This window comes from Micromonospora sp. C95 (assembly GCF_018070465.1).
Taxonomy (GTDB): Bacteria; Actinomycetota; Actinomycetes; order Mycobacteriales; family Micromonosporaceae; genus Micromonospora.
On the sequence record NZ_JAGPXT010000031.1, the window covers coordinates 1 to 20,311 of the forward strand.

At 67.0% G+C, this 20,311-nt stretch carries 22 protein-coding genes, 2 tRNA genes and 1 rRNA gene; 5 read left to right on the forward strand and 20 right to left on the reverse strand.

Going from position 1 to position 20,311, the window contains the following annotated elements:
* Positions 1-93, reverse strand: a 16S ribosomal RNA gene (locus tag KBX00_RS25145); the annotation flags it as partial.
* Between the two features lie 744 nt (positions 94-837).
* On the opposite strand from KBX00_RS25145, the gene KBX00_RS25150 reads away from it, so the two are divergent.
* Positions 838-1,065 carry a hypothetical protein gene (locus tag KBX00_RS25150; RefSeq protein WP_210830535.1) on the forward strand — a complete coding sequence of 76 codons (228 nt, stop codon included), beginning with the start codon at positions 838-840 and terminating at the stop codon, positions 1,063-1,065.
* Positions 1,066-1,069: 4 nt separating this feature from the next.
* On the opposite strand, the gene KBX00_RS25155 is transcribed toward KBX00_RS25150, so the two are convergent.
* The 6 genes from KBX00_RS25155 to KBX00_RS25180 all read right to left on the reverse strand — a co-directional run bounded on the left by KBX00_RS25155 (position 1,070) and on the right by KBX00_RS25180 (position 6,501).
* On the reverse strand, positions 1,070-1,867 hold the full coding sequence (locus tag KBX00_RS25155) for a carbon-nitrogen hydrolase family protein (RefSeq protein WP_210830536.1): 798 nt from the start codon (positions 1,865-1,867) through the stop codon (positions 1,070-1,072).
* Between the two features lie 63 nt (positions 1,868-1,930).
* The gene (gene clpX / locus KBX00_RS25160; RefSeq protein ID WP_210830537.1) at positions 1,931-3,226 is read right to left on the reverse strand and encodes an ATP-dependent Clp protease ATP-binding subunit ClpX; all 1,296 of its coding nucleotides are present in this window, start codon (positions 3,224-3,226) and stop codon (positions 1,931-1,933) included.
* A gap of 208 nt (positions 3,227-3,434) precedes the next feature.
* Complete coding sequence (locus KBX00_RS25165; protein ID WP_164447422.1) at positions 3,435-4,097, reverse strand: ATP-dependent Clp protease proteolytic subunit; 663 nt, start codon at positions 4,095-4,097, stop codon at positions 3,435-3,437.
* 14 nt (positions 4,098-4,111) lie between these two features.
* Positions 4,112-4,753, reverse strand: coding sequence for a ClpP family protease (locus KBX00_RS25170; RefSeq protein ID WP_099850373.1), 642 nt, complete (start codon positions 4,751-4,753; stop codon positions 4,112-4,114).
* 170 nt (positions 4,754-4,923) lie between these two features.
* Entirely contained in the window at positions 4,924-6,270 is a 1,347-nt protein-coding gene (tig, locus tag KBX00_RS25175) for a trigger factor (protein WP_210830538.1), read from the reverse strand.
* Between the two features lie 157 nt (positions 6,271-6,427).
* Positions 6,428-6,501 (reverse strand) — tRNA-Pro (locus KBX00_RS25180).
* Between the two features lie 270 nt (positions 6,502-6,771).
* Between KBX00_RS25180 and KBX00_RS25185 the strand changes: the two genes are divergently transcribed.
* Positions 6,772-6,845: transfer RNA gene (locus tag KBX00_RS25185), tRNA-Gly, on the forward strand.
* Positions 6,846-6,898: 53 nt separating this feature from the next.
* On the opposite strand, the gene KBX00_RS25190 is transcribed toward KBX00_RS25185, so the two are convergent.
* The 7 genes from KBX00_RS25190 to KBX00_RS25220 form a co-directional block, all read right to left on the reverse strand.
* Positions 6,899-8,146 carry a site-specific integrase gene (locus KBX00_RS25190; protein WP_301548588.1) on the reverse strand — a complete coding sequence of 416 codons (1,248 nt, stop codon included), beginning with the start codon at positions 8,144-8,146 and terminating at the stop codon, positions 6,899-6,901.
* A complete protein-coding gene (locus KBX00_RS25195; protein ID WP_210830539.1) occupies positions 8,146-8,364 on the reverse strand; it encodes a helix-turn-helix domain-containing protein in 219 nt (72 codons plus the stop codon). The genes KBX00_RS25190 and KBX00_RS25195 overlap by 1 nt, the downstream gene beginning before the upstream one ends.
* A 21-nt stretch (positions 8,365-8,385) precedes the next feature.
* On the reverse strand, positions 8,386-10,185 hold the full coding sequence (locus KBX00_RS25200; RefSeq protein WP_210830540.1) for a replication initiator: 1,800 nt from the start codon (positions 10,183-10,185) through the stop codon (positions 8,386-8,388).
* On the reverse strand, positions 10,182-10,823 hold the full coding sequence (locus tag KBX00_RS25205; protein WP_210830541.1) for a DUF2637 domain-containing protein: 642 nt from the start codon (positions 10,821-10,823) through the stop codon (positions 10,182-10,184). Before KBX00_RS25205 ends, KBX00_RS25200 begins: the two co-directional genes overlap by 4 nt.
* The gene (locus tag KBX00_RS25210; RefSeq protein ID WP_301548589.1) at positions 10,820-12,202 is read right to left on the reverse strand and encodes an FtsK/SpoIIIE domain-containing protein; all 1,383 of its coding nucleotides are present in this window, start codon (positions 12,200-12,202) and stop codon (positions 10,820-10,822) included. Before KBX00_RS25210 ends, KBX00_RS25205 begins: the two co-directional genes overlap by 4 nt.
* 38 nt (positions 12,203-12,240) lie before the next feature.
* Positions 12,241-12,540 carry a hypothetical protein gene (locus KBX00_RS25215; RefSeq protein ID WP_210830543.1) on the reverse strand — a complete coding sequence of 100 codons (300 nt, stop codon included), beginning with the start codon at positions 12,538-12,540 and terminating at the stop codon, positions 12,241-12,243.
* A 95-nt stretch (positions 12,541-12,635) separates the two neighbouring features.
* Complete coding sequence (locus tag KBX00_RS25220) at positions 12,636-13,064, reverse strand: hypothetical protein (protein ID WP_210830544.1); 429 nt, start codon at positions 13,062-13,064, stop codon at positions 12,636-12,638.
* Positions 13,065-13,188: 124 nt separating this feature from the next.
* Here KBX00_RS25220 and KBX00_RS25225 point away from each other — a divergent pair, with 124 nt between their 5' ends.
* Positions 13,189-13,404: a hypothetical protein gene (locus tag KBX00_RS25225; RefSeq protein ID WP_210830545.1), complete on the forward strand. Its 216-nt coding sequence runs from the start codon at positions 13,189-13,191 to the stop codon at positions 13,402-13,404.
* A gap of 23 nt (positions 13,405-13,427) precedes the next feature.
* Here KBX00_RS25225 and KBX00_RS25230 read toward each other — a convergent pair whose 3' ends face one another.
* From KBX00_RS25230 to KBX00_RS25245, 4 genes are all read right to left on the reverse strand, one after another.
* On the reverse strand, positions 13,428-14,153 hold the full coding sequence (locus KBX00_RS25230; protein WP_210830546.1) for a GntR family transcriptional regulator: 726 nt from the start codon (positions 14,151-14,153) through the stop codon (positions 13,428-13,430).
* Positions 14,154-14,223: 70 nt separating this feature from the next.
* On the reverse strand, positions 14,224-14,502 hold the full coding sequence (locus KBX00_RS25235) for a hypothetical protein (RefSeq protein ID WP_307869075.1): 279 nt from the start codon (positions 14,500-14,502) through the stop codon (positions 14,224-14,226).
* Positions 14,499-14,741: a hypothetical protein gene (locus KBX00_RS25240; protein WP_210830547.1), complete on the reverse strand. Its 243-nt coding sequence runs from the start codon at positions 14,739-14,741 to the stop codon at positions 14,499-14,501. Before KBX00_RS25240 ends, KBX00_RS25235 begins: the two co-directional genes overlap by 4 nt.
* A complete protein-coding gene (locus KBX00_RS25245; RefSeq protein ID WP_210830548.1) occupies positions 14,734-14,985 on the reverse strand; it encodes a hypothetical protein in 252 nt (83 codons plus the stop codon). The genes KBX00_RS25240 and KBX00_RS25245 overlap by 8 nt, the downstream gene beginning before the upstream one ends.
* 383 nt (positions 14,986-15,368) lie before the next feature.
* Between KBX00_RS25245 and KBX00_RS25250 the strand changes: the two genes are divergently transcribed.
* Positions 15,369-16,592: a helix-turn-helix domain-containing protein gene (locus KBX00_RS25250; protein WP_210830549.1), complete on the forward strand. Its 1,224-nt coding sequence runs from the start codon at positions 15,369-15,371 to the stop codon at positions 16,590-16,592.
* A gap of 24 nt (positions 16,593-16,616) precedes the next feature.
* The gene (locus KBX00_RS25255) at positions 16,617-17,084 is read left to right on the forward strand and encodes an NUDIX hydrolase (protein WP_307869076.1); all 468 of its coding nucleotides are present in this window, start codon (positions 16,617-16,619) and stop codon (positions 17,082-17,084) included.
* Between the two features lie 34 nt (positions 17,085-17,118).
* On the opposite strand, the gene KBX00_RS25260 is transcribed toward KBX00_RS25255, so the two are convergent.
* Both KBX00_RS25260 and KBX00_RS25265 read right to left on the reverse strand, forming a co-directional pair.
* Positions 17,119-18,672 carry a DUF262 domain-containing protein gene (locus KBX00_RS25260; RefSeq protein WP_301548598.1) on the reverse strand — a complete coding sequence of 518 codons (1,554 nt, stop codon included), beginning with the start codon at positions 18,670-18,672 and terminating at the stop codon, positions 17,119-17,121.
* Between the two features lie 475 nt (positions 18,673-19,147).
* Positions 19,148-19,990 carry a hypothetical protein gene (locus KBX00_RS25265; RefSeq protein ID WP_210830551.1) on the reverse strand — a complete coding sequence of 281 codons (843 nt, stop codon included), beginning with the start codon at positions 19,988-19,990 and terminating at the stop codon, positions 19,148-19,150.
* Between the last annotated feature and the right edge of the window lie 321 nt (positions 19,991-20,311).

Here is a 20,311-nt window from a genome sequence, read left to right on the forward strand (position 1 = left end):
GCTCGAGTACCCCGAAGGGCCTTTCCGCTCGACTTGCATGTGTTAAGCACGCCGCCAGCGTTCGTCCTGAGCCAGGATCAAACTCTCCAACAAAAACCTGTCGAAAAATCCATCCCAGCAACAAAAAATGTTGCCAAAGGAATCCAAACCAACCAGAAAAACTGGCCAGCCCGGGAAAAAATCAATTTGGCACTGGCTTATCAAGCACCCTGTTGAGTTCTCAAAGAACAACCACACACCAAACTCGGCTCCGTTGAGGAAACCGCGCCCGGGGCAACCGCTCCAAACTATCCGAACCCCGCTCCGAGGTCAACCTGAGGAATCAGGTGAATCGTAGCTAGCTCGGGGCCCACGCCAACGCTCGCCTTTCGGCGTCAACAGCTGTCGTGGAGAACCGCAGACCGGCCGATCACCACTCAAGGCAACCCGCCCGGCTCCTGCCGGCTCCAGAACACTACCCGGTCGGCTTCGCGTTCGCAACTCCATCTCGTAGAGTCGCTCCGCACCGCCCGGCCTCGGCCTCGCTTCGACGTGGTCTTCGCGTTGCCGGCGCCCGTTGTCGGCCGGTTTGCCCGACCTCCCGCGTGCAGAGAGAAAGTTACGCGGCCGCCCTGGAGAAGGCAAATCATCGTTCGTCGATGCGATGCTCGGCTTGTCGGGCACCGGGACGAGTCGGTCCCCTCGCGGGGCTGACCGGGATGGGCGGTGGGCCGTGGCCGAGCCGGATCCGTCCAGACGCACTGCCGGACAGGGCCGACCAGGTGCACTCACGCCGTCCATGCGGAGTGTCTTTGCGCCGACGACCACGCAGGGTCCCGACGTGCCAGAGTGTCTGGCATGGATGACGTGTCCCGGCCCATGAGCCCGGTCCTCGCCGAGGACGCGCTGCTCGGCCTCCTGCTACCGATATGGCAGTTGCTCATCGGGGCCTTCGTACTCTTCGCGGTTCTCGTCTCGATCGGCCGCCTGGCTCGACGCGGCCCGTCCCGGATGAGTACCGCCCTTCTGATCACCGCCGCCGCCATCGCCGGCTTCGCAGTTGTCGGTGTGTTGCTTCAGGGATAGGTCGTCAGAGCCGGCGGTTCGCCAGACTCGGCAACTCGGCACGAATCCGGTCCAGGCGGTCCAGGTCGATGTCGGTCACCGCGAGCCCAGGGCCGTCGGGCAGCTGGGACAACACCGTTCCCCACGGATCGATCACCATGCTCCGCCCGTAACAAGTACGGCCAGGCTCATGGTCACCAGTCTGCCCGGCTGCCGCGACGAAGCACTGGTTCTCGATCGCGCGGGCCCGCAGCAGCACCTCCCAGTGGTCCCTTCCGGTGTGCATCATGAAGGCCGCCGGCACCACCAGCAGTTGGGCGGCGCCAACGGTGGCCAACTGTCGGTAGAGTTCCGGGAAGCGAAGGTCATAACAGATGGACAGGCCCACCCGCAGCCCCTCGACATCCACCACGACCGGCTGGTCGCCGGCGGCCACCGTGGCGGACTCCTGATAGGAGACGCGGCCCGGGATCTCCACGTCATAAAGATGGATCTTGCGGTAAGCGGCGGCGAGTGTGCCGGACCGGTCAAAGACCAGCGTGGTGTTCCAGGTACGACCCGGGTCGGGGCCTGCCTCGTGGAAGGAGCCGGCGATCAGCCAGACACCGCGCCGACGCGCGGCAGCGGCGAAGAACTTGCCCACCTGGCCGTCTGCGGACTCTGGCGCCGGCATCCCGGCACCGGGGCCGAGGTAGTCGACGTACTCCGGCAGCAGCACCAGGTCCGCGCCGGCATCGGCAGCGCGATCGATCAGGGCCTCCGCGGCGGCGAGATTCGCCTCTCGGTCATGCCGAGAGTTCAGCTGGCAGACGGCGACGCGCATGGCTGCCAGCGTACGGGTGAGCGGGCGGTCGGGCACAGTTTGCGGTCGTGGCGCCAGCCGGGATCAGGCGGACTTCTCCTCGCGCTCGCGCCGAGCGCGGCGACCCGTGAACTCGCGCGGAACGATCGTCGGGTTGACGTTCTCCAGTACCGCCTCTCGGGTGATGAGCACCCGGGCGGCGTCAGGGTTGCTGGGTACCTCGTACATCACGGAGAGCAGGACCTCTTCCATGATGGCGCGCAGCCCGCGAGCGCCGGTGCCGCGCAGCATGGCCTGGTCGGCGATCGCTTCGAGGGCCGGCCGTTCGAACTCCAACTCGACGCCGTCCAGCTCGAACAGGCGCTGGTACTGCCGGACCAGGGCGTTGCGCGGCTCGGTGAGAATCCGCACCAGCGCGGTGCGGTCCAGGCTCCGGACGCTCGTGATCACCGGCAGCCGGCCGATGAACTCGGGGATGAGCCCGAACTTGAGCATGTCCTCCGGCATCACCTGGCTGAAGATGTCGTCGGTGGAGCGGTCGGAGACGGCGCGGAGACGGGCGCCGAAGCCGGTGCCGCCGTGCCCCGTGCGCGCCTCGATGATCTGATCCAGGCCGGCGAAGGCACCACCGCAGATGAACAGCACGTTCGTGGTGTCGATCTGGATGAACTCCTGGTGTGGGTGCTTACGACCGCCCTGCGGGGGCACGTTCGCGACGGTGCCCTCAAGCATCTTCAGCAGCGCCTGCTGGACGCCCTCACCGGAGACGTCACGGGTGATCGAGGGGTTCTCCGACTTGCGGGCGATCTTGTCGACCTCGTCGATGTAGATGATGCCGGTCTCGGCCCGCTTGATGTCGTAGTCCGCCGCCTGGATCAGCTTGAGGAGGATGTTCTCCACGTCCTCGCCGACATAGCCGGCTTCGGTGAGGGCGGTGGCATCGGCGATCGCGAAGGGCACGTTCAACATCCGGGCCAGAGTCTGCGCCAGGTGGGTCTTGCCACAACCGGTCGGACCCAGCAGCAGGATGTTCGACTTGGCCAACTCCACACCGTCATTGCCGGAGCCCGGCGCGCCGGCCGCCTCGGCCTGGATCCGCTTGTAGTGGTTGTAGACCGCGACGGCGAGCGCCTTCTTGGCCCCCTCCTGCCCCACGACGTAGTTGTCGAGGAACTGGCAGATCTCCATCGGCTTGGGAAGCTCTTCCCACTTCACCTCGCCGGACTCGGCCAGCTCCTCCTCGATGATCTCGTTGCAGAGATCGATGCACTCGTCGCAGATGTAGACCCCGGGGCCCGCGATGAGCTTCTTGACCTGCTTCTGCGACTTCCCGCAGAAGGAGCATTTCAGTAGGTCGCCGCCGTCACCGATCCGTGCCACCTACGTTCTCCCTGCACTCATCGGCCGGAGCCCCGGCCACGACCTGCGGACGCTGACGCTCCGCCCGTCTTTCTCCCACTCCGCCGGTCGCCCGGCGAAGCGGTACGGACCCGACGTTACCCGCTGCCGGAGGTTTCTCCGACCCCCAAAACGGGTGTGTCAGAGGTCGGTCGGCAACGAGCCCGACCGACCTCTGACCCGGTAGCGGTCAGCTGGCCGCGTTCGCGGCCAACAGACCCTTCTTACGACTGGTGAGGATCGTGTCGACCAGCCCGTACTCGCGGGCCTCCTCGGCCGTCATGATCTTGTCACGGTCGATGTCCTTGCGGACCAGGTCGACCGGGCGGTTGCAGTGCTTGGAGAGCATCTCCTCCAGCTGCGTACGCATCCGCAGGATCTCCTTGGCTTGGATCTCGATGTCCGAGCCCTGCCCGTAGCCGCCCTCGGTGGCCGGCTGGTGGATGATGATGCGCGAGTTCGGCAGGGCCATCCTCTTGCCCGGAGTGCCCGCCGAGAGCAGCACCGCGGCGGCCGAGGCGGCCTGGCCGAGGCAGACCGTCGAGATGTCCGGCCGGACGTACTGCATGGTGTCATAGATCGCCGTCATGGCGGTGAACGAGCCGCCCGGCGAGTTGATGTACATGATGATGTCCCGGTCGGGGTCCGTCCCCTCCAGGGTGAGCAGCTGGGCCATCACGTCGTTGGCCGACGCGTCGTCCACCTGGACGCCGAGGAAGATGATGCGGTCCTCGAAGAGCTTGTTGTACGGGTTGGACTCCTTGACCCCGTACGACGTGCGCTCGACGAACGACGGCAGAACATAGCGGTTGTGCACGGCCGCGAACTGGGGCGGCAGGCTCAGGTCGGTCATCGTCTGCTCCTCGATCAGCTCAGGGTCCCGGCGCCCTCGGGAACCTGCGCGGCCCCCGTGATCACCTTGTCGATGAAGCCGTAGTCGACGGCCTCCTGGGCGGTGAACCAGCGGTCCCGGTCCGAATCCGCCTCGATCTGCGCCGGCTGCTGACCGGTGTGGAAGGCGACGCGCTCCTGGAACATCCGCTTGGTGTACAGCATCTGCTCGGCCTGGATCGCGATGTCGGCGGCGGTGCCGCCCATCCCGCCGGAGGGCTGGTGCATCATGATCCGGGCGTGCGGGAGCGCGTAGCGCTTGCCCTTCGTTCCCGCGCAGAGCAGCAGCTGCCCCATCGACGCAGCCATGCCCATCGCCACGGTCGACACATCGTTGTCGATGAACTGCATCGTGTCGTAGATGGCCATGCCCGAGTAGACCGAGCCACCGGGCGAGTTGATCCAGAGGTTGATGTCGCGGTCCGGGTCCTCCGCGGCGAGCAGCAGCAGCTGCGCGCAGATGCGGTTGGCGACCTGGTCGGTCACCTCGCTGCCCAGGAAGACGATCCGCTCCTTGAGCAACCGGTTGTAGACCGAGTCGTCGAGGTTGCCAATGGTGTCACCGCCGCGGGCCTCGATCGCCCGTAGCGGCTTCGCTGGGATGTGCATGTCGGTCATGGCAGCCCTTCGCTCTCCGTACCGTCGTGTCCGACACTAACCGCTTGGCCGGTCGCCGGACTCCCGGTCCGGGCACTGTTCGCTCTCAGCGCAGCAGGCCGGAGGCGTACCCGGAAAAGGGCTCGGGCCACCACCCACCGCGACCGGCGGACGATGGCCCGACCCGGTGATCAGTGCTCGTGCGAGTGCTCCTGCTCGCTCGCCTCACGCAGCGCGTCCATGGTCACCACGTTGCCGGCCGCGTCCTTGATCGTGATGCGCTCCATCACCGAGGCCAGCGCCTTGCCCCGCCGGACGTCGCCGTAGACCGCGCCGGCGGTGCCGGAGCGGACCAGCTGGTCGTAGTACTGCTGGGGGGCCATGCCGGCCCGCTGGGCGCGGTGGACGATCTCGTGACCGAACTCGTCGTCGGAGACCTGCACGTCCTCGGCGTCGGCGAGGGTGTCCAGCAGCAGCTGAACCTTGACGCCCTGGGTGGCGGCGTCGGTCAGCTCGGCGTCGATCTGCTCCTCGGTCTTCTCCTCGGCGGCGAGATAGTCCTCCATCGAGGCGCCGATGCGCTCCAGCTGGTCGGCCATCGCCTCCTTGCGGCTCTCCACCTCGTCGCGGATCACACCTTCCGGCGCCGGCACGTCGGCGGCCTCGACGAGCTGCTCCAGGGCCTTGTCGCGGGCGGCGTAGATCTGCTCGACCCGCTTACCCCTGGTGACCCGGTCGCGCAGATCCGCCCGCAGCTCCTCGATGGTGTCGAACTCGCTGGCGAGCTGGGCGAACTCGTCGTTCAGCTCGGGCAGCGCCTTCTCCTTGACCGTACGCACGGTCACCAGCACGTCGGCGTCACGACCGGCGAAGTCGCCGCCCACGAGCTGGGTGGTGAAGGTCGTGTCCTCACCGGCGGAGAGGCCCACGACCGCCTCGTCCAGGCCCGGCAGGAGCTGCTTGCTGCCTACCTCGTGCGAGATGTTGCTGGCCGAGCCGCCTGGCACCTCCTCGCCGTCGACGGTGGCCCGCAGGTCGATCTGGACGTAGTCGCCCTCGGCGGCGGCACGCTCGACGGTCTTCAGGGTGGCGAAGCGCTCACGCAGGCCGTTCACCTGCTCGTCGATCTCGTTGTCGTCGATCTGCAACTCGTCGACGGTGACCTCGATCGAGGCCAGGTCGGGCACGGTGATCTCGGGCCGGACATCCACCTCGGCGGTGAAGTTCAGCGAGTCACCGTCGTTGAACTCGGTGATGTCGACCTCGGGACGGCCAAGAGTCTTCAGGTCGTGCTCACGGACCGCAGCGAGGATGTTCTGCGGGATCGCCTCCTGCACCGCCTCGTTGAGCACGGTGCCCCGGCCGACCCGCTGGTCGATGATCGCCGGCGGTACCTTCCCCTTGCGGAAGCCGGGGATCTGGATCTGCTGGCCGATCTCCCGGTACGCCTTCATGAGGCTCGGCTCGAGCTCGACGAACGGCACCTCGATGGCGAGCCGCACGCGCGTCGGGCTCAGAGTCTCGACGGTGCTCTTCACAGGCGTACTCCTTGACGGATCTCGGTTGAGTCTGGGCGCACTTTCGGCCCATCGAGTGTAGGCGAGCCGGCACGCCGGACCAGCAGCACCCGGGGCCGGCGGCGGGCCTGCCCCGCGTGCCGGTCGTCCGGGTGCCGCCATCTGGTGCTTGCGGCAGTCGGGGTGGCGGGATTTGAACCCACGGCCCCTCGCTCCCAAAGCGAGTGCGCTACCAAGCTGCGCCACACCCCGTGGCGACGAGCAGTCTATGCCGTCCCTCCGACAACCGACTGCCGGGGCGTCCCCCAACGCGCCGAACGAGGACAAACCAGACACCCGCGCTCCAGGTCAGCCGGGCAGCCGGCCGGCGCAGTTTGCGGGATGTTGCGGTTTCCCGGCCTCGTGAGACCGCAACATCCCGCATGTTGCGGAGCGATCGAGGCCGGCGCGCGGGGGATACGGCCGCGCGGGCGCCGTGGGTGTTGGGTAGGCTGTCGGGCGCACCCGGTCCTCCGGGTGCACGCGGGCGTAGCTCAATGGCAGAGCTTCAGTCTTCCAAACTGACGGTGCGGGTTCGATTCCCGTCGCCCGCTCCACGAACTCCGGCCCAGGTCAATGGCACGATCGCCGAACCTGGGCCGTTCCCGTTCTAGCTCTCTTTGATCTTGCGTGCCATTGGCGTGCCAGTAGCGCCCGCCGTGCCGTCGGAGGCGGTCTTACGTGCCGGTCGCGTGGCCTTCTTGCCCTTGGTCGGCTTCTGCTTGGCCTTGGCCGTCGCGCGCTTGGTCTGCTTGGTGATGCGGCGGTCCATGGCGTCGGCGATCTCCCGGTCGCGCTCGCTGTTGGCGTGCTGGTAAATCAGGGCCGCCCGCATGCTGGCGTGACCCATCCGGTGCATCAGGTCACGGGTGCTGGCCCCGGTCGCCGCCGCCAGGTTGTTGCCGGTGTGCCGCAGATCGTGGAAGTGGAACCCGTCTGGCATGCCAGCCGCCCGCAGCGCCGCCGCCCAGCCGACCGCGCGCCGGAAGTTGCCGGAACGCAGTACCGCCCCCTTGTCCCCGGTGAAGACCAGCGCCTCCGGCCCCTTCCCCACGAACTCATCCAGGTGATCGGCCAACACAAGCCGTGCCGCCGCCGGCAGCGTCACCACCCGATTGCCCGCCTCCGACTTCGGCGGCCCGAACTCCATCCGGTTACGCAACGCCGCCAGCTTGCGCGGCACCCGCACCGTGCCCGCCGTCAGGTCGACGTCGCCGCGCCGCAGCGCCGCCAGCTCACCCCAGCGCAGCCCGGAGAACGCGGCGACGATCACCAGCGCGGAGAACCGGGCCGGCATCCGCTCGGCGAGCGAGAGCACCTGGGCTACGGTCGCCACCGGCCGCTCCGGTGTGTGGTAGCGGTCATAGCCCGGGATCCGGCACGGGTTCTGCCGAATTAGCTCGTCCTCCTTGACGGCGGTGTTGAGGATCGCCCGAAGGAGTGAGTACGCCTTGACCGCCTGCGGTTCGGTGGTGCCACCGTCGAGCAGCGTGCGCCGCCAGGTCCGGATGGTCTGCGGCTTGATCGCGCCCAGGGCGAGCCCACCGAGGTGCGGACGGATGTGCAGCCGGAACAGATCCTCGTAGTTCTCGCGGCTGCGCGGCTGGAGCTTCCGTTCGGCGATCCACTTCCGGCCGTACGGCTCAAGCTTGATTTCGCCCGCCTCCGGGGCCGACCAGTCCCCCTTGATGATCTCCGACTCCACGACGGTCAACCACTTGCCTGCCTGCCGTTCGGTCTCGAAGGTGCGCGGCGCCTTCCGCTCCAACCCGTCCGGCCCGACGTACCGCGCTTGGAACCGCCCGGACGGCAGCCGCCGCACGTTGCCGAAACGCCGCCGGCCCTTGCTGCCCGCCATCAGGCCACCTCCCCCAGGTAGTCACGCAACTGCGCCCGGGTCATCGGCACCACCCGGTTTGTCTCGATGTACGCGGCCACGGCGGACGCCTCGAAGCGCACCAGCCGGCCGACCTTGACGAACGCGATCCGCCGCTCAGCCACCAGCCGGCGCACGAATCGCGGCGTTGCCTTCAGGCGAGCGGCGACCTCATCGGCGGTCAACAGCTCGTCATCCATGCGGTTGCTCCTCCCCCTGGTTCAGGCCGCGAGCGCGGCGGGTCGATCGGTTGCCGAAACAGCGCCGGCTGTTCGCTGCCGTGCTGTTTCAAGGTCTGCCCGCCACCGAATGCGGGCCGAGATGGCGCGGAGGAGTCGGTGCTCCAGCGGCGGCACGTCAGGGTCTTCGGGTCGGGCGAGTTCGAACCGGTACCGGTTCGGCCCGTCTGCCTCGTCGGCCGCCGCCTGGTCGTGTTCCTCGGTGTCGGCCATGCCGCCGGCCACGATCGCGCGAACCCAGGCCCGGTTGTCCGCCCGGTGGTCGGCGAGGGTCTTGCCGGACCACTGGCGGGAGACGAGGACACGGCGTCCGGTAAAGCCGAGGGTGGAGCGTTGGTGGACCTTCCCGGTACACCGTCCAGGCGTCAAGCCCGGCTTGACGCCGTCCGGCTGAACTCTGTACAGCAGCCAGTTCGCACAGGTCGGCGAGCACGGCAGCACCGCAAGTTCCGCGTGCAACCGGTCGAAGTGCGCCTTCTGCGCGTCAGAGCGTGGCCGAGCCTGGTCGGTCAGATCCTTGGTGACGTACTTCGTCACATAGCGGATCGACCGTTCCGCATCCTTCGTGCCCTGCTCGATGCCCCGAGCGTCGATCCGGCCGAGGCGGGCGACGTAGGCGGGTCGGCTGTCGGGTTCCTCCAGGGCGTCGAGGGCTTCACCCCACGTTGGCAGCGGCTCGCGGGTCTTTGGGTCGACGTATTCCTGTCGGTCGACGTCCCAGACCGGCGGCTTGTCCACCGAGTACACCGGCTCGCTGAACGACGGCCACCACACCTGGTGATAGGTGGCGGCGGCGATCTGCTTGAGCAGCCGACGCGGCAGGGTGCCGCGGATCGCGAAGTGCGCGTGCGGCGCGAGCCGCCGTTGCAGCTCGACCGCACCCGCGTACTGGACGTTCCAGCCTGCCGCGCGGCGCACGTTCTGCCACCACCTGTCGAGCACTCGGGCGAAGTGGATCGCGTCCAGCGCGGCCCGCCGGTAGTCGTACGCCTGTGGGTCGACGGGCGTGCCGAGTACGTCATCGTTCGGGCCGTGCCGCTGTCCGCACGCACAGGGTGCGATGTAGGGGCCGCGCCGCAGGTGGGAGTGCACCGCGCCGTGGGAGCCGAGCGTCAGCGTGACGAGCATCGACGGCCGGTGCGTCTTGCCGGTCTTGCCGGAGTAGGCCCGGCCGACGGTGCGCGGGTCGACGGGCAGCCGGGGCAGGTCCGGTGAGTCCTGCCGCCGCCTGGTCGACCGCTTACGCCGAGGCCGCTCGTCCCGGTCTTTCGGGGTGAGGTGCCCGCGCAGGCTCGTCTCACCCAGCGCCTCATCCAACTCCGCGATGGCGGCGTCGATCTCGGCCAGGTGCGCGACCCGCTCGTCGGGGGTCATCGGTTGGTACTGGACCGCTTCCCGTTCGAATTCCAGGTGAGCGCGTACCCGCACCAGGGCGAGCGCGTCTTCTCCGGGTTTGTCGGGGCGGATGGTGGGTTCGTCGGCGAGGTGCCAGCCTTCCCGGATCTGCTGGATGCGCAGCCGCCGGCCCCGTTCCGCGCACGGCTTGCACTTCGCCGCCAGAGTCGCCCCGCAGGGCACCTCTACCACCTCGGTCACGCCGGTGGCGGTGTCGGTGCGGCGCAGGGCAAGGGGTCGGACGCAGACGCCGTGTTGTTCGGCGAGCTGCTTGAGCGCGTCCTTGGCGAGGGGTTTGCGCATCCGGTCGGCCCGCGACCCGGGCCGAGGCTGCTCGACAGCGTCGGTGGCCGGGGCTGCGGTGGGGATGAGTTCGAGTTGGCTCACCGGTCATCTCCCGGACCGGCAGGGGTGCCGTTGCGGGGCGTGAACGCTGCCGCCGGGACGGGCACGAGACCGGGACGCCGTTCGCGCTCGGTCGACGGCACGGGCCGCAGGACCACCGGCCGAGGCTCCTCGTCGGCATCTCGGACGACGGTCGCCGCCTGGTCGTCGTCGGAGGGCACCGGCAGCCTGTCGCTTCCGGTCGGTACGTCACTGCTGCGTCGTTCGTTGGTCGGCTTGTCGACGGGCGGCGGTACCGGGGCAGTGGAGAACACGAGCTTGGACAGCCCGAGGAACGCCAGCGCCGGGACGGCGGACAGCAGCCAGCCGGACAGGCCCGGCTTGGCCACCGCGAGTTGCGCGGCCAAGGACAGTGCTACCGCGCACACGAGCAGGAACATCGGATACCCGATGGGGCCGCCGGTGCGACGGCGTTGCCGGATGGTCAGGAGTGCGGCCAGGGGTAGGAGTTCGGAGATGGCGGCGTTGGCCCAGCCGAACCAGTCCCCGGTACCGGTGGGCGAGTTCGCCATGGTCCAGTCATGGACGTGCGTGAACGACGCCGCTCCGGCGAGCCCGCCGACGACGAGGACGATGAGCACCAGGACCACGCCCTCCACCCTCTGCGCGTTGCTCTTCACCCGGTCACCTCCCGCTCGTCGGTCGCGTGGTCGAGTCGGCGGTAGGTGCGGCCGAGGGAGCGGATGTCGTCGTCGGTGAGGTAGGCGAAGCGGACCCGGACGGGTTCGCGGACGCCGTCGAGGACGACGAACCCCACCCCCGGCGACGTTTCGGGGATCCGGTCGCAGAGTGCGCCTCGGTCGCGGGCGGCGTCGCCGAGGACCATGTCCACCTGCTCCGGTTCGGTCAGCCGCAGGCCGATGCGGGTCGGGAACAGGTCCCGGAACGGCAGCACGTCTTTGCGCGGGTCCTGGAGCGCGGCGATGACGTGCACGCCCACGGCGCGGCCCTGCGACAGCAGCAGGCCGAGGGATTCCTTGATCCGGTCGCGGATCTTCCGGTCGGTGATGTAGGCGGTCAACGCGGCCAGCTCATCGATGACCAGGACCAGCAACGGTTCGGCCACCGTCGGCACATGCTGCCGCGTCACCCCCCGCAGCCGGGACGCCCGCAACCGCATCCGCTTGACCGCCTCGTCGAGGACGCCGGCCATGCCGTCGGGGTCGTCGTAGGCGAACCGGGCGAACAACGGCACCCCGGCCGCCAGCTCCATCCCGCCCTTGGGATCGAACGCCCACACCTCGACCAGGCCGAAGCGGATGCCGCCGGCCAGGGAGCGGATGAGCGACCACAACACCGAGCCCTTGCCCGCACCGGTCGCTCCGGCGATGAGGACGTGTGAGCCGGCCAGCCGCAGCCGGTACGGCTGCCCGTCTTCCCGGACGCCGAGCGGTAGTCCGCCGAGGTCGGGCACGTCCGTCACGGGTAGCGGCGTCACGATGCGGGCGAGGGGGTCGCGGCGCATGAAGCGGACCACGACCCGGTCGGGGCGGTCGGTGGAGCGGGCTTGCCCGGTGTGCTGGCGGAAGGCGTAGGCGAGACGTTCCGCAGCCTGGCCCCAGTCGTCGGGGATCTGCCCGGGAAGCATGCGCACGGTCAGCTCATCGCCCCACCGGTCACAGCGCACCCGCAGCAGCCGGGGCACGTACCGGTCGCCGCCGAACACCGTCGCTAGGCCGCAGGTGGCCATGACCGACGCCCACCGAGGCCGATACACCACCAACGCCCGAACCCGAGCGACGAGGGGATACCAGCCGAACCGCAGCCACGACACCGGATGCCACCGCCACCACCCCACACACCCGGCAGCCACGGTGGCGACGACGGCGGCCAGGGCCAGGCCACCGAACTCGGCCCGGATCCACAGCGCGAGACCGGCCGGGCCAGTGAGCCACCAGTAGCGAACGGCCAGGACGGTGAGGCGAAACAGGCCCCGGGCCAGCCACCAGAACACCAGCAGCCAACCCGGCACCCGCCACGCCGGCAGACGCACATTCATCGGCGCAACGGGGATCTTGTCCCCCGGAATGATGTTGATCAGAGGCACACGCCACCGCCCTGACCACGGCGACCACGGCCAAGCGTGGAGATGCACGACCGGCACGACATGCGCCGCAAGTCGAACCGACGCGGCTTCACCCACCGGCAGCAGCGGGGGCAGCGGATCGCGTAGACCAGACCGGAAGCCGGCGGCAACCGCAGCACCGACCGGACCGCCGCCTCCACCTCCCGGAAGGCGTGCCGCAGGTCGGCCAAGCTGGTACGGACCACCAGGAGCAAGGCCCCGACCAGCAGCGGCACGACTGCGATCAGGGCAGGGTGAACTACGGTGGGCATCACGCCCTCCTTCATCAGACGAGGGATGAGGTAAGCGCGGGAGCGGGCCGGGACTCTTGGCGGGGAAACGACCCGCCCCGCGCGCCAAACAGAACTCAGGCGGCCACCGCACCCGGCACCGACGCCGCCGGCCGGATCGCCGAGGCCCGCAGGGAGTAGGCCATCCGGGAGCGGCAGTCACCTGAGGAGCGGCCGGGCTTGCACCGCTGCGAATCCACATACGGGGTCAGGGTCAGGCCCTCGAACTCCACCGCCGGCGGATAGCCAGGCACGGTGGACGGTGGCGGCACCGGCTGCTGCGCGGCGACCACCTTGACCTTGACCTCAGTGGAGCGGCCGAACTTTCCGGCCTCCGGGTCCAGGTCCATCACCCGCACCACCCAGACCCGCTCCCCGGTCTCCTTGTCCCGCGCCTGGTTATCCGCCTCACCGCGCCGCTCAAAGTCGATCTGCGGCGACACACCCAGGCACAACGCCCCAGCGGGGAAGACGTACTCGGACGGGACCGGCACCTTCAACGTCATCGGAACCACGCGCGCAGCCTCCTAGTCTCACCAGTCATCACCCTGACAACCGGTTGAGTTAACAAGCTACGTCAGCTTGTAAGTACAAGCAAGGTTGAATGTGAGTCGATTGCACAATGTGGAGATGGGTGCGATGGCCACAGTGGGAGGACGTGTGCGGGAGCGTGTGACGGCGGATCGGCTGACGCTGGTGTCTATCGTCGGCCGGTGGTTCCACCTGCACCAACCGGTCCTGATCGAGCGCGGACGGTCCTACTGGGTCGACTACGAGACAAGCAAACTGTGCATCGATCGAGGCAACGGCCACGTCACGCGAGCCGCCGACTGGATGTGCCGCTGAGCCACCAAGGAGAAGACGGCACCTCAGGACACGGCGTAGGTGTCTTCGATCTCGTGGCGGCTGCCGGGCATAACTAGGACCGATGTCATGATGGGGTCGCCGGACGCCTGGTGCACGGTGATGACGACGCTCATCACTGACTCGTCGGCCGGCACGTCCAGGGCGTCGGCCTCGTCTGGGCTGATGCGGCGGGCGGTCATGCGTTCGGTGGCGTAGTCGGCCCGTAGGCCCTTCTGCCGCGCGATGACGTCGAGCAGGCCACCTGGGATGGGCTCCGGCTTGGTGATGTCCGTGCCGACCGCGATGTCCACCGGCACAAAGGTGGCGATCAGGTCGACCGGTCCGATCTCCGTGACGGTGCGGCGGCGGCGTTCGTAGACCGGCGTGCCCTCAGGAAGCTTCAACTCGGCCGCGATGCGAGGGGAGGCAAGGACCGGGCCGACGTGCAGAATCTCCGTGTCGCCGGTCTCGTCCAACTCGACGGCGTCGCGGGCGTACTCCGGTGAGGTTCGGCCGGCGGCGGGTCGGCCGCGTACGAAGCTGCCCCTGCCCTGCTGCGACTCGATCCAGCCGTCCTGCTTGAGGATGCCCAACGCCTTGAGCACCGTCGGGCGAGAAACCCCGAACTCCGTGCAGAGCTGATTCTCCGACGGCAGCGCCGCACCGGGCGCGTAGTCACCATCCTCGATGCGCTTCCGCAGCGTGTTCAACACGCGCAGGTATTTCGGCGTCGGAATCTCGTACGCCATCGCGGGCACCCCACCTATGAACGCTGCATGTATTACAGCAGCTTATGAGTTGTTTGCATGACAGAACAAGTCAGCTCAGCCGTTCGGCTGTCACGCCCTCCACCGCAGCGTCCAACCACCCCGACCACGACGACGCCTGCACCCGTTCCGGACGGGTCGCGCCCGGCCACCGCCGAGGCAAGCAGCCGTACCGGCCGAACACCCGCAGCGCCGCCCGCCGCTGCGGACACGGACCATCCACCCCGCAGGCCGGGCACTGTCCGTCCGCGCTCGACGGGGTGTGCCGGTCAAGCTGCGACTGCGCCGCCCGCAACTGATCCTGTACCGCCCCCGACAGGTACGTGGTCACTGGGCCGCACCCTTCGGTGCGAACAGTCGGGTCGGCACGAGGACTTGGGTACGTTCGCCGTGTTGGTGGCGTGGGGTGACCTTGGTGCCCTCGACCCAGATCCACTGCTCCCGCTCCGGGCGATTGAGCACCAGGCGAACTCCGGTGACCCGCAACGTCACCGGCCCGTCGGCCGGGCGGTAACGGTCGGCGGCGTCGATGTGCAGCACCGCGCCGAGCCGTACCCGTAGGTCAAACACCACGCCTCCTCGTCGTCTGCCGTGCCGTCCCGGGCGGATCGGTGTGTTGAGGGGCGATCTGGAGGCCGGCGATCCGTGCGAAGACCTCTCGCCGCGCCAGCGCCTCCCCGGTGGTCGGGTTGATGGCGTAGCCGGCGAGCCAGATCCAGCCGTCATACGTCGGCCGGTCACAAATCGAGGACACCCGCAGCCACAACGCCCGGTCACCGCCGAACTGCACCGACGCCCGACCGTCCAACAGCACCAAGTCACCCGGATTCGGTGCGCCCGGTGGGAAGGTGCGCGGCCTGCGAGGCACCGAGGCGGGCGGGCTCAGTCGGGACCGTCGTTCGGGTCGCGGTCCCATGCCAGCACCCACCCCGGGCCAGCCTCAGCAGGACACCGAACGACCGGACCCCGCACAGTCCAGACAGGACCGCCGGGCCAGCGGGCGCGTGCGCTCCGCTCCCCGGCCGATCGTCCGGACCTCGGAACGGGCGAGGGTGTACTTCCAGCCCGCGCCGGAGCAGGATTGGCAGTTGGTCGATACGTTCAGCCCCGTCATGCACACAGGCTGTGGCACGAACCACCCAGCGACCCGGAAAAACCTTCCGGGGTCGCCGCCGACCGAGGGGAGACAGTGAACCCATGCGCGGGACCACCACCACCCTGACCATCGGCGAACGCGTCGCCTGGTACCGCCGTCGACGCGGCCTATCGCAAGAAGTCCTCGCCGGACTCATCGGCCGTACCGCCGACTGGCTCGGCAAAGTCGAGAACAACCGGATCGACCTGGACCGCCTGTCCGTCATCAAGTCGCTCGCCGAAGCCCTGGACATCTCCCTCGGCGACCTGCTCGGCGAACCCTCCCTGCTCGACTGGACCACCGACAGCGGCACCCACACCGTGCCCGCGCTGCGCGCCGCCCTGATGAACTACCGCGCCCTCGCCCCGTTCGGTGCCGGCACGGACGCGGAACCGCCCAGCATCGCCGTGCTCAGGAAAGAGGTCGGGGCACTCTGGGATGCCTACCAGGACTCCCGATTCGGGTACGTCACCAGCCGGCTACCCGACCTGCTCCACCGCGCCCAGCTCGCAGCCGACCACCACGACGGCAACGACCAGGACCACGCCCGCCGACTCCTCGGCCTCGCCTACCAGCTCGCGGCCACCCAGCTCACGAAACTCGGAGAGAGCGACCTCGCCTGGATCGCCGCAGACCGCGGCCTGTCCGCCGTCCGACCCACCGGCGACCCGCTCATCACCGGCTCCCTGTTCCGATCCGTCGGCCACGCCCTACACGCCACCGGCCGCTACACCGACGCCGTACGCCTCACCGAAGACGCCGCCGGCTACCTCGAACCCCACCTCAGCCAGGCCACCCCCGCGCTGCTGTCCGTCTACGGCACCCTGTTCCTGTCCGGCTCCATGGCCGCCGCACGCGCCAACGACGCCGGCACCACCCGCACCTTCCTCACCGCAGCCGACCAGGCCGCCAGCAAACTCGGTGCCGACGCCAACCACCTGTGGACCGCGTTCGGCCCGACCAACGTCGCCATCCACCGCGTCGCCACCGCCGCCGAACTGGGAGACCTGCAAGTCGCCATCGACCTCGGCCCCCGCGTCGACACCACCGGCCTACCCATGGAACGCCGAGTCCGGCACGCCCTGGAAGTCGCCCGCGCCTACAGCACGTGGAACCGGGTCGACGACGCACAATCCATCCTGCTCGACGCCGAACAGATTGCCCCCGAACAAGTCCGCCACCACTTCCTCAGCCGCCAACTCGCCCTCACCTGGGTACGCCGGCAACGCGGCAAACCCTCCGCCGAGCTGGTCAGCCTGGCCCGCCGGCTCAAGGTGCTCGACTGACCCCAGCCCGTCTACGCTGCCCTGGTGACGGCCAACGAGACGCCACCCATGGCAACCCCACGCGTCGCCGCAGGCGCCCTCTTCCTCAACGACGACGGTCACGTGCTCCTCGTACGCCCCAGCTACAAGAACCACTGGGACATCCCCGGCGGCTACGTCGAACCCGGCGAATCACCACGCGCCGCATGCCTGCGCGAGGTGGAAGAGGAACTCGGTCTCAAGGTCCCACTCGGGCCGATGCTGGTCGTTGACTGGGCACCCGCCGAGAACGAAGGCGACAAGCTCCTCTTCATCTTCAACGGCGGAACACTCAGCATCGCCCAGGAAAACACCATCCGCTTCGCAGATGGGGAAGTAATCGAGTGGCGCTACGTCGCCACAGACGACGTGGAGCACTACGGGCCGCCCAGGCTAGCCCGCCGGCTGCGGGTAGCAGCAAAAGCACTAGTCGACACAAAAGCGATTTATGCAGAACACGGCACGCCACAGTAGCACCGACACCGGCCCAACTAAGAAGGTCCGCGCCTTAATTCCCATTCACTTTCCGGCCAGTCTTCGAGTGCCTACTTTCCTTATAGCCGGTGTTGCAGTAGGGGTGAGTTACTTGCCCATTTTCAGGGGCGCCAAGCCCGCCATCTTCTTTTCGAATCTTATGGTCGATCGAGACAGACCCCTTCGGCACGCGAGCCCTACATATTGCACAGCTTGGGGCGGCATTCAAGTAGGTTCTCAAGTAGATAGTGTTCTTTGTTTCCGAAGAGAAGTTGCGTCCATACTTCCGATCTTCCGTGCTCTGTGGTTTGATGTGCGACTTCAGGCGGGGCTGATCTCTGAGAAGCCCGATGATTTTAACCTCGTCAGCCTCGCCCGAGGAAAGCGCTTCGAACAGAGTGAGATACATTTGCAAGATCGGTGACAGCGAACGCAGCCCAGCCCCGTAGGCCCCAGCCAACTGATTTCGAAAGTAGCTGTACTGGACCAGAAAGTCCTCAAAATTCGACCGGACGTCCGTGAACCTATTCAGGTCCTGTTGCCTTTCGAGTTCCATAGCAAAGGCTACTGCGGCAAGAAAGGCGGGGGGCTGAAACCTTCCTGTCGAGCCGTAAAAGTAGACAGCAGGATGCAGTCCGAGAGAAGCCGGGCCGTTGCCAGCTATCCGACTTGCGGCTCTACGAACCGCCTGCATGAACTGGATTGTCACACTTCCGTCCCGGTCATCCGGAAGCGCCTCAGACTTTATGCGTCCGCCAGCTTGGCGGCCTTCCCTGCGTTGCCACATCTCGGGCTTTAGGCCATTTACCCAGTTGACGAGCTCGAACACCATGTTCAAACTGTCGGCGGAATACCCCTGTCCACCCGCCGGAAGGTCGGCACTTCTTATAGGCATCTCTAAGTCAGGCTTGAAGATGAGAGCGTAGACCTCTTCAGCGATACTCTCGATTTGAACCTGAGTCGTGTTATCGAATTCCGACCAATACTTGTGCCCAGTGCCTGCTCGAATAAATGCACGGGCAGCCATAGCGTTAGGCTTACGTCGCGCCTTAATAATATCGAGTTCCGTCTGATTAATGGGCGTCGCATGCTGATTAATTTTATAGAATGAATCCTCGGCTTTACTCGCCTCGCCGACCACCCACTGAAGATGAACGGCAAACGAGCTTAGATTGCGCGCAAGCCGGATCTGCTTGTCAGTACTTGCTTCCGGGTTGCGCAATGCCGAGGCCAAGGACCTGTACGATCCCACTCGACTATCGACTGCATGCCTCGCCGCCTCCGCCGCCTTCTTCTGTTCTCTGGGAATGTTGTCAGCGAAAAACCTAGCGGATATTTCTTTATCCCCGTAGTCGTCGTTCACCCAAGCCGCCAAAGCGCTTAGACGATGCGCTCCGTCTATGACAAAGATATTCCCACTCTCAGGTGACCGCCATAGGATTATCGAGGGAATTAGGTCCCCTTCGAGAAAGCTCTCGACTAGTTCTGCCACTTTCTCTGGAGTCCAGTTTGAAGTCTCCCGCTGAAAATCAGGCTTACGCAGAACGTGATAGGTGAAGCTCTCCAATGAAAGATCCGTGACTTTCATTGTGTTGGTTAAGCTCGATGGGCCAGCCGCTCCACCAGATGTGACGATCCGGAAATCCTCACGCCTAATAAGCGCGTCCAAATTTACCAGGTGCTTAGCCACTCCAACCGTCCCTTTCCTCGCAGCCTACGTAAGCTTCTCAGCAGCAGTTAGCAGTTAGCAGATTTGCTGCCGAATCCCTCTCAATAGGATCAAGGCGGCCCGCAAGCGGGGCCGCGCCGGCTGGCCCCGGCCTGCTGGCGGCCTCCGGCCGGCATCGGCCGCGGCCAGCCGGCCACGCGGACGGAGAAAAACCTCCAAGACCTCGGGGCTCTGCCCCAGCCCCAGCCCTCCTCAGGGCGGATCATCTCGCCGAGCACCGCAAGGGCTATCAGCCTCCCCGGATTGGGCCAAGGTTGTTCGTCCGGAGTGCTCCCACCTTGTCCCGTCCTTGGAGACTGATAGGTCGGTGCCTGCCCGACCAGGAGCTCCGCACTCAGTGTGGCTGCGTCCACCCCTGCCCCTCATCGTCGTAACCCAAATAAACCGAGGGTGGCCGAGTCTCGTTCCCAGCAACGGGTGCCGGCAGCTGGGCGGCTGCAACCTTGATGCTGTCACTCAACGCCTCCATCGCCTTCTGAAGAACGTCGGGGTTGTCTGTCCTGACAGCAGCTGTGGCCCGGAAATCCCCGCCAGCGACGTGGAACTCCACGATGGGCTTGTCGATAGGAACTGGACCGGTGCCCGACTCACGCGCCCGATCTTTGCGTACTTGAAAGCGTAGGACGAGCAGCTTAAGGCCATCCCAGATGGCGGAGGCCGCGAGATTCGGTCCGAGCGCCACCAGTACCGGCCAGCCCATCTCAACGATGACGCGAGCCGGAGGAAGGGCTGAGAACTGAAACAGTCGAGAGCCAGTGACCGGGAATTCGCGATTTATGAGTTGGAGAGCCGCAACGAGATCAATATTGGCGAAGCGCCCAGCGGCAATCGTGACGGAGACGACAGGCTGAGATGGCGTCGGCCACTCCTCTGGGGGGAGATTTTCTTGGGCGGAGTAGGACCATCCCCGAGCCAAGCCCGACCTCTCCCAGTCGTCCTCATGAACATCCACCTCCAACCAGAGCCCCAAGCCGCCCCGCTCTGTCGGTCGTAATGACGCAACAAGATTTCTGGTGCGGATCGGAAGCAGGCTGTCGTGATGACCGTTCATCGGCACCTCACCACGCACGAACTGATCATGCATGGAGCGAAGCGCTTCCTCGGCCAGCCTGACCCCACCGTATGCCTTAATCGGGTCGGTGGTGGCAACGAAACCGACGACTCGCTTCCAACTCACTTAAACCTCCGAGGAGCGACGAACAGACGCCGTGCCCGTTGCCCGATGGGCTGGACAACAAGGGGCAACCATGGTCAACACGAGGCGGGGGACGACGAAGGCCCTCGACTTGCGTTTCAGCAGTTCAAGGGCCTTGCCGTGCCCCGGTAGCGGGTAGAGGATTCGAACCTCTAGCTCTCGCGACGGATTTGCAGCTCTGCCCTGTCCGCGCGAGCAGCGTACGACAACGCGAACGTGGTAGCTAACAAGCGGCGGTCCGAATGCCGACAGGCGCGGTCCGCCCCAGTTGACGATCGCGAGGTCACCGGCCTCCGCCGAGGG